This is a genomic window from Sphingomonas parva (ex Maeng et al. 2020) (genome assembly GCF_004564275.1).
Lineage (GTDB): Bacteria > Pseudomonadota > Alphaproteobacteria > Sphingomonadales > Sphingomonadaceae > Allosphingosinicella > Allosphingosinicella parva.
On record NZ_SPDV01000042.1, the window covers coordinates 24,258 to 31,011 of the forward strand.

The window sequence follows — 6,754 nt, forward strand, 5'->3', positions numbered from 1 at the left end:
CCGGACGTCGCGGGCTCACCGGGCCGTGAGAGCGGGCGGAGGTTGACCGCGGCGCCGATCCCGGCGAAGTCGCCTGCCTCGTGCGGGGGCGAGCCCTCGCGGTCCGGCTCTCGCCGAGGTGACGCTTTGACCGACATTTCCGCGATCCTACTCGCCGCGGGCGCAGGCATGCTCGGCGGCGCGATGAACGCGCTCGCGGGCGGCGGGACGTTCGCGACCCTGCCCGCCCTGATCGCGCTCGGCCTGCCCGCCAATATCGCCAATGCAACCTCGAACGTCGCCCTGCTTCCCGGCGCGGGAACGAGCGCCTGGGCGTATCGTGACGAGCTCGGTCCCGTCGCCGGAATTCGGGTGCGCCTGCTCGCCGCCTTGACCTTCGCCTTCGGCATCGTCGGCAGCCTGCTGCTGGTGCTGACCCCCAGCGAGACGTTCGACGTCATCATCCCCTGGCTTTTGCTCTTCGCCTTCGCGGTGATGGCGTTCGGCAGGCGCGCCGCCGACTGGCTCCACGCCCGGGTGACGATCGGGCGGCCAACGCTGCTCGTCACCCAGGCGCTGCTCGGCATCTACGGAGGCTATTTCGGCGGCGGCGTCGGGCTGATCACCACCGCCGTCTATGGCCTGCTCGCCAACATCCGCCCCCGCGAGCTGTTCGCGATCCGCACGACGATGCTGGCGGTGGCCAACCTCGCCGCCGCCTTCGTGTTCGTCGGCTTCGCAATGGTCTGGTGGTGGGCGTGCGCGCCGATGCTGCTCGGATCGATCGCCGGCGGGTGGCTGGGCGCGATCGTCGGCAAGAAGCTCTCGCCCGGGCTGGTGCGCGCCTGGACCTTGCTGGTCACCGGCGCGACGACGATCGTCTTCTTCGTGCGCGCGTACGGCTAGCTGCGGCTCACAACACGTCGCCGAACATGAAGTAGAGCGCCGCGAACCAGGCAAGCAGGCACAGAGCGAAGGCGAGCTTCAGCCTCAGGTTGGCCATGCCGCTTCGCCGCCGCGCTCAATAATAGGCCAGGCCGGCGCCGGTGAAGCCGTTCCACGGCCGCTCGCGGTACCATTTGGTGAGGACGTACTTGACGCCCGCCTCGACCGGCATGCCCTGGTGCAGCGAGAAATCGTTGAGCTCGCCGTTCACGTCGAGATTGTTCCAGATCAGCAGATGGGCCGGCGCCGGCGTGATCTTGAGGCCGGCCTTGGGGAAGGCCGTCTGGCCGCCGGCATCGGGCTTGTTGAGGAACGCCATCACCGTCCAGGTACGCTGGCCGCCGCGCGTCTGCTGCTCTTTCCAATAGGCCTCGGTGGTGTGGAAGAAATCGTGGTGCGGCTTGAACTGCTGGCCGACGGCATAGCGTTGTCCCTGCACGGTCTCGCCGAACTGCGGCTCGATCCCCATCAGCTTGTTGAGCCGCGCCTCGAGGCCGCCGACGAGAGGATCGGCCGGGCTGAGGTTGCAGCTCTCGCTGGTGCGAAACTCGGGATCGGCCGTGGGCGCGAGCAGGCCCGAGGGCACCTTGCCGGCGTCGATCAGCCGCATCAGCCCCTCGCATTCCTCCTCGCTCAGGAAGTGCGGGACGACATAGGCCTCGAGCCGGTCCTTGGGAATGCGGGCTACCCCGGGCGTCGCGGCGAGCCGGGCGCGGACCGCCGCGGCACTCTCCGCCCTGAGAGCCGCCTCAGACCTGGCGGCAGGCGCCGCGGGCGCCGCCTCTACCTTCGGAGCCGCAACCGTCGGCGCTGCAACCTTCGGCGAGGCGGTGATCGTGCCGGCGTTCACCCGGGTCGTGATCACACCCTCTTCCTTGCGCATCCAGGGCAGCGGCGCGCCGAACAGGATCGGCAGCGTGACCCGCGTCGCGGACGCCGCCGCGGGGAAGGCCGTCGCCCGCAGTGCATCGAGAACGGCCTGGACGTGCCGCCCGGCGTCTTCGCCGTCGGGACGCACCACGCGGTGGAGCAGGACCTCGGCGTCGCGCGCGGCGCCGTCGGCGCCGATCGCCAACCGCACGGTCAGCGGGCCGTGGCAGCCGGACGCGGCGGCGATCGCCGTCTCGAGCCGGCCACGCGCGGCGTCCCAGATCGCATCGGCCGCGAGCGGTCCCTCGACGATCGCCGCGCCCTCGCTGATGTGGCCGTGAAGGACGATGCGTCCCTCGAGCGGATCCATGCTGCCCTCGATCCGCTGGACGCCGTGCGGCATGCGGTCGTCGAACGTCACCAGTCGGTTGAAGCGCGGCGCAATCAGGTCCTGCAGGCCGGTGCCCGCCCCCGCGCGGGCGACGTTGGCGCGCATCAGATCGCCTTCCTTGAGCACGATCGTCTCGCCGCCGCGGCTCTGCCGGTCGTCTCGGGTGAGGGAATAGACGTAGCCGAAGCGGCCGTTGGTCGAATCGTTGTGGAGGTTCTGCACGCAGCCGTCGACGTAGAGGCTGAGCATCGGCCAGGTGGCGAAGCTCATGCCCAGGGTCTCGGCGGCCCAGGCGGTCAGCGCGGCGTGGAAGCGGCGCACCAGCGGCTCGGCGATGATCTTCTCGGGAGAGGCGCGGAGATAGGTGTAGAGGCCCGGCACGTGCCAGTAGTTCCACACCTGGTGGGTCTCGGGACGGTGGGCGTGCGGCGCCGAGAAATGCGCGTCGACATGGCCGCGCAACGCTTCGGCTTCGGCCGGATCGAGGAAATCGTCGACCGCACGGTGCGGCGGGCTCAGCGCCAACGCCGCGTCCGCACCGCCTTCATAGGCAGGGCTGCTCGTAGTCGCGCTCGTTCCAACCAGATCCATCGGCTTCCCCTGCCTGTCCAGCCGGCAAGGTGCTGGGCAGGCATGGGAAAGTCAACGCGTCAGAACTTGCCTTCGTCCTTCAGACCGTCGAGCGTCAGCCGCTCGAACCGGGCAGCCCAGGGCGAGTCCGGCCGGGTCTCGGTCTCGAGATAGGCAGGCTTCAGCATGTGGGGCGCCCGGCTCCCGTCCGCGTCCGCGCCATGCGCAGGCGACAGGCTGTCGAGATCGAAATCGTCGGCGAAGCGCAGGCCGACCTGCCCGTCCTTCGCCCAGCGCACCTCGGCATATTGAAAGCCGGCCTCGCCGAGATCGAGCTCGACCTCGCAGCCCGGCTGCAGCGCCTGGCCGCTCTCCACCTTGGCGCCGGAGGCCGAGATGTTGCGCAGCCGCACGGGAATCGAGATGCCGCTCCAGTAGAGGGTGCCGCTGCGCAGCAGTGTCTGCCGCGGCGCCCGCTCGACCACCTCGCGCGGCTTGCTCTCCTCGTAGCGGAAGACGGGATTGCCCGGCTGCGCCGAATCCCAGAAGATCGTCTCGTCGAGGAATTCGACCCCGATGCGGCCGGCGCGCAGCCAGCGCACCACGGATCTCGTCTTGTTGCCCTCGGTGAACAGGATGTCGAGCTTCTCACCGATCCGCGCCTCGATGTCGCTCTCGAACATTGCGCCGCGCGACGAAACGTTGACCACCCGCACCGGCAGCTTGCGGCGGCGGAACACGATCGTCGTGTCCTCGACCACGTCGCGCAGGCGATCCTCGCCGCGCTGGTTGGTGACCCGCGTCTCCTGGCGCTTGATCGCGATCCGCGTCAGCCCGCCCAGGCCGGCGCCTTCCTCGCGCGCCCTGGCCTTGCTCGCCACCGGCGTCGAAGGCCTCTCGACACCGCCAAGGATCGATGAGCGAATTTCGTGCATTTTCCACCTCGGACGAATGGTTCGACCGTCCATGACACGGAAAGGGTTACGGAATTGCTGACCAGACGAGTACCGGCACCGTGGCGAAGGCGCAGCTGAGCCTGTTCGGCGCGGCGCCGGCGGCGTCAGGGCCGGAAGGCCTCGCCTACCGGCCCGAGCTGCTCGACGCGCGCGAGGAAGCGACGCTCGCCGCGAAGTTGGCCGAGCTGCCGTTCCGGGCCTTCGAGTTTCACGGCTATCTCGGCCACCGCCGTACCCTGTCCTACGGCTGGCATTATTCGTTCGACGGCAGCGGGCTGAAGGAGACCGAGGCCGTGCCGGACTGGCTGCTGCCGTGCCGGGCGAAGGCGGCGGCGTTCGCCGGCCTCGCGCCCGAAGCGCTGGAGCATGTGCTGCTCACCGAATATGCGCCCGGCGCCGGCATCGGCTGGCACCGCGACCGGCCGGTGTTCGGCGACGTCGTCGGCCTGTCGCTGCTCGCGCCGGCGCGGATGCGGTTCCGCCGCAAGGCCGGGGCGCGATGGGAGAGGGAGAATCTGCTCGCCGAGCCTCGCTCGGCCTATCTGCTGCGCGGGCCGGCACGCGAGCAATGGGAGCACAGCATCCCGCCGATGGAGGCGCTGCGCTACTCGATCACGTTCCGGACGCTACGCGCGCCGTCCGAGCGGCCGGGCAGAGCCGGGAAGGCGGCGAAGCCTCAGGAATAGAAGATGTGGACGCCGATCTGCGCGGTACGGTTGAGGCGCCTGCCCCAGCTCGGCTTGACGTAATCGGCATGGTACCAGAGCACGCCCGAGGGGAGCGTGTCGACCAGCTTGGCCAGCGCGGTGCGGGCGACGCCGACCGCCTTGCGCCAGGCGGCGGAGGCGAAGTTCGGCTGCGGAACGCGGCCCTTGCGGACAAAGGAGAATTGCGCCGGCTGGGTGACGACCTTGCACAGGCTGGGCGGGTAGCGGCCGGACGCGGCACGGTTCATCACGACCTCGGCGACGGCGAGCTGACCCTCGGTCGATTCCCCGCGGGCCTCGAAATAGACGGCCTTGGCGAGGCAATCCTGCTCGTCGTCATCGGCCTTGTCGCCCTCATGGGCCATGACCAGCTCGTCGACGTTCGGCGGGGTGACGGCGACGGCCGGCAGGGTAGGCAGCGGCGCCGGAACAGCGGCAGCAGCAGGCGCCGAAACCTGCACCTGGACCTGGGCAGCGTCGGCCGGAAGCGCAGCGGCCGGCGCGGCGACGGCCGGCGCGGCGGCGGCCGGCGCGATCGCCGGAACGGGCGTGGAGAGATCCGCAGCCTGGGCCTGGGAGGGCGCCGAGAAGGTCATCGCCACAGCGAATGCGGCGCTGGCCACGGCGTACGCCGCGCCCCGAGTGAACCGGATCATCTGCTTCCAAAACTGTGCGGCTGGTCGACCCCCCGGTGCCTGTTCTGCACCTCCGGTCTTCCCCCGTCTCGCCTTCGCCGCCCCGCGTTCTACGCTGGAACGGCGTCGCTCGTTCTTCGATGGCGGGACGATGCGGGCACGGCCGGGATCGAGCAACCCGGGTAACTACGACTCCACGACGAGTCGTTGCGACGGGGGGATGTGCCGAAGAAATTTAACGTTCGGCCCGGAACTTTTAACCATGTTGTCGATTTCAGCCGGCCGTTTTGGCGCCTGGGAATCGATTCGCGGGCCCTTTCGAGGGGTCCCGCGGCGGGTAGATCAGGAATAGAAGATGTGAAGGCCGATCTGCGCGGTTTTGGTGAGGCGCTTGCCCCAGCTCGGGGAGACGTAATCGGCATGGTACCAGAGCACGTCGCCCGGCAGGGTATCGGCGAGGTGTCCCTGCGCGATGCGCGCGACGGCGACGGCCTTGCGCCAGCTCTCGGAGCCGAAATCGGGGGTCGGGAAGCGGCCCTTGTGGATGAACGAGAATTGCCAGGGCTGGGTGATGACCTCGCAGAGGCTGGCCGGGTAGCGGCCCGAGGCGGCGCGGTTCATCACCACCTCGGCGACGGCGAGCTGGCCTTGGAGCGGCTCGCCGCGGGCCTCGAAATAGACGGCCTTGGCGAGGCAATCCTGCTCGTCGTCATCGGCCTTGTCGCCCTCATGGGCCATGACCAGCTCGTCGACGTTCGGCGGGGTGACGGCGACGGCCGGCAGGGTAGGCAGCGGCGCCGGAACAGCGGCAGCAGCAGGCGCCGAAACCTGCACCTGGACCTGGGCAGCGTCGGCCGGAAGCGCAGCGGCCGGCGCGGCGACGGCCGGCGCGGCGGCGGCCGGCGCGATCGCCGGAACGGGCGTGGAGAGATCCGCAGCCTGGGCCTGGGAGGGCGCCGAGAAGGTCATCGCCACAGCGAATGCGGCGCTGGCCACGGCGTACGCCGCGCCCCGAGTGAACCGGATCATCTGCTTCCAAAACTGTGCGGCTGGTCGACCCCCCGGTGCCTGTTCTGCACCTCCGGTCTTCCCCCGTCTCGCCTTCGCCGCCCCGCGTTCTACGCTGGAACGGCGTCGCTCGTTCTTCGATGGCGGGACGATGCGGGCACGGCCGGGATCGAGCAACCCGGGTAACTACGACTCCACGACGAGTCGTTGCGACGGGGGGATGTGCCGAAGAAATTTAACGTTCGGCCCGGAACTTTTAACCATGTTGTCGATTTCAGCCGGCCGTTTTGGCGCCTGGGAATCGATTCGCGGGCCCTTTCGAGGGGTCCCGCGGCGGGTAGATCAGGAATAGAAGATGTGAAGGCCGATCTGCGCGGTTTTGGTGAGGCGCTTGCCCCAGCTCGGGGAGACGTAATCGGCATGGTACCAGAGCACGTCGCCCGGCAGGGTATCGGCGAGGTGTCCCTGCGCGATGCGCGCGACGGCGACGGCCTTGCGCCAGCTCTCGGAGCCGAAATCGGGGGTCGGGAAGCGGCCCTTGTGGATGAACGAGAATTGCCAGGGCTGGGTGATGACCTCGCAGAGGCTGGCCGGGTAGCGGCCCGAGGCGGCGCGGTTCATCACCACCTCGGCGACGGCGAGCTGGCCTTGGAGCGGCTCGCCGCGGGCCTCGAAATAGACGGCCTTGGCGAG

7 protein-coding genes are annotated in these 6,754 nt (G+C 69.5%); 2 read left to right on the forward strand and 5 right to left on the reverse strand.

Going from position 1 to position 6,754, the window contains the following annotated elements; all coding sequences use genetic code 11:
• Positions 1 to 126 precede the first annotated feature (126 nt).
• Positions 127 to 885, forward strand: a complete 759-nt coding sequence (locus tag E2493_RS17370) for a sulfite exporter TauE/SafE family protein (RefSeq protein ID WP_225421561.1) — start codon at positions 127 to 129, stop codon at positions 883 to 885.
• 115 nt (positions 886 to 1,000) lie between these two features.
• On the opposite strand, the gene E2493_RS21945 is transcribed toward E2493_RS17370, so the two are convergent.
• Positions 1,001 to 2,776 carry a 2OG-Fe(II) oxygenase gene (locus E2493_RS21945; RefSeq protein WP_225421562.1) on the reverse strand — a complete coding sequence of 592 codons (1,776 nt, stop codon included), beginning with the start codon at positions 2,774 to 2,776 and terminating at the stop codon, positions 1,001 to 1,003.
• A 59-nt stretch (positions 2,777 to 2,835) separates the two neighbouring features.
• Positions 2,836 to 3,636, reverse strand: a complete 801-nt coding sequence (locus E2493_RS17380) for a PilZ domain-containing protein (protein ID WP_167737605.1) — start codon at positions 3,634 to 3,636, stop codon at positions 2,836 to 2,838.
• Positions 3,637 to 3,770: 134 nt separating this feature from the next.
• Between E2493_RS17380 and E2493_RS17385 the strand changes: the two genes are divergently transcribed.
• Positions 3,771 to 4,397 carry an alpha-ketoglutarate-dependent dioxygenase AlkB gene (locus E2493_RS17385; RefSeq protein ID WP_135089415.1) on the forward strand — a complete coding sequence of 209 codons (627 nt, stop codon included), beginning with the start codon at positions 3,771 to 3,773 and terminating at the stop codon, positions 4,395 to 4,397.
• Here the strand turns inward: E2493_RS17385 and E2493_RS17390 are convergent.
• The 3 genes from E2493_RS17390 to E2493_RS17400 all read right to left on the reverse strand — a co-directional run.
• Positions 4,388 to 5,041, reverse strand: a complete 654-nt coding sequence (locus E2493_RS17390) for a cell wall hydrolase (RefSeq protein WP_135089418.1) — start codon at positions 5,039 to 5,041, stop codon at positions 4,388 to 4,390. The two genes, E2493_RS17385 and E2493_RS17390, sit on opposite strands and share 10 nt — an antisense overlap.
• 354 nt (positions 5,042 to 5,395) lie before the next feature.
• Positions 5,396 to 6,049 (reverse strand): cell wall hydrolase, encoded by a 654-nt coding sequence (locus tag E2493_RS17395; protein ID WP_135089421.1) that lies wholly within the window; start codon positions 6,047 to 6,049, stop codon positions 5,396 to 5,398.
• Positions 6,050 to 6,403: 354 nt separating this feature from the next.
• On the reverse strand, positions 6,404 to 6,754 hold a 351-nt coding region (locus tag E2493_RS17400; RefSeq protein WP_135089424.1), incomplete at its 5' end, for a cell wall hydrolase.

Bases quoted from the DNA above. Each gene is read 5' to 3' on its own strand.
- E2493_RS21945 (WP_225421562.1), bottom strand. From the start codon at position 2,776: ATGGATCTGGTTGGAACGAGCGCGACTACGAGCAGCCCTGCCTATGAA.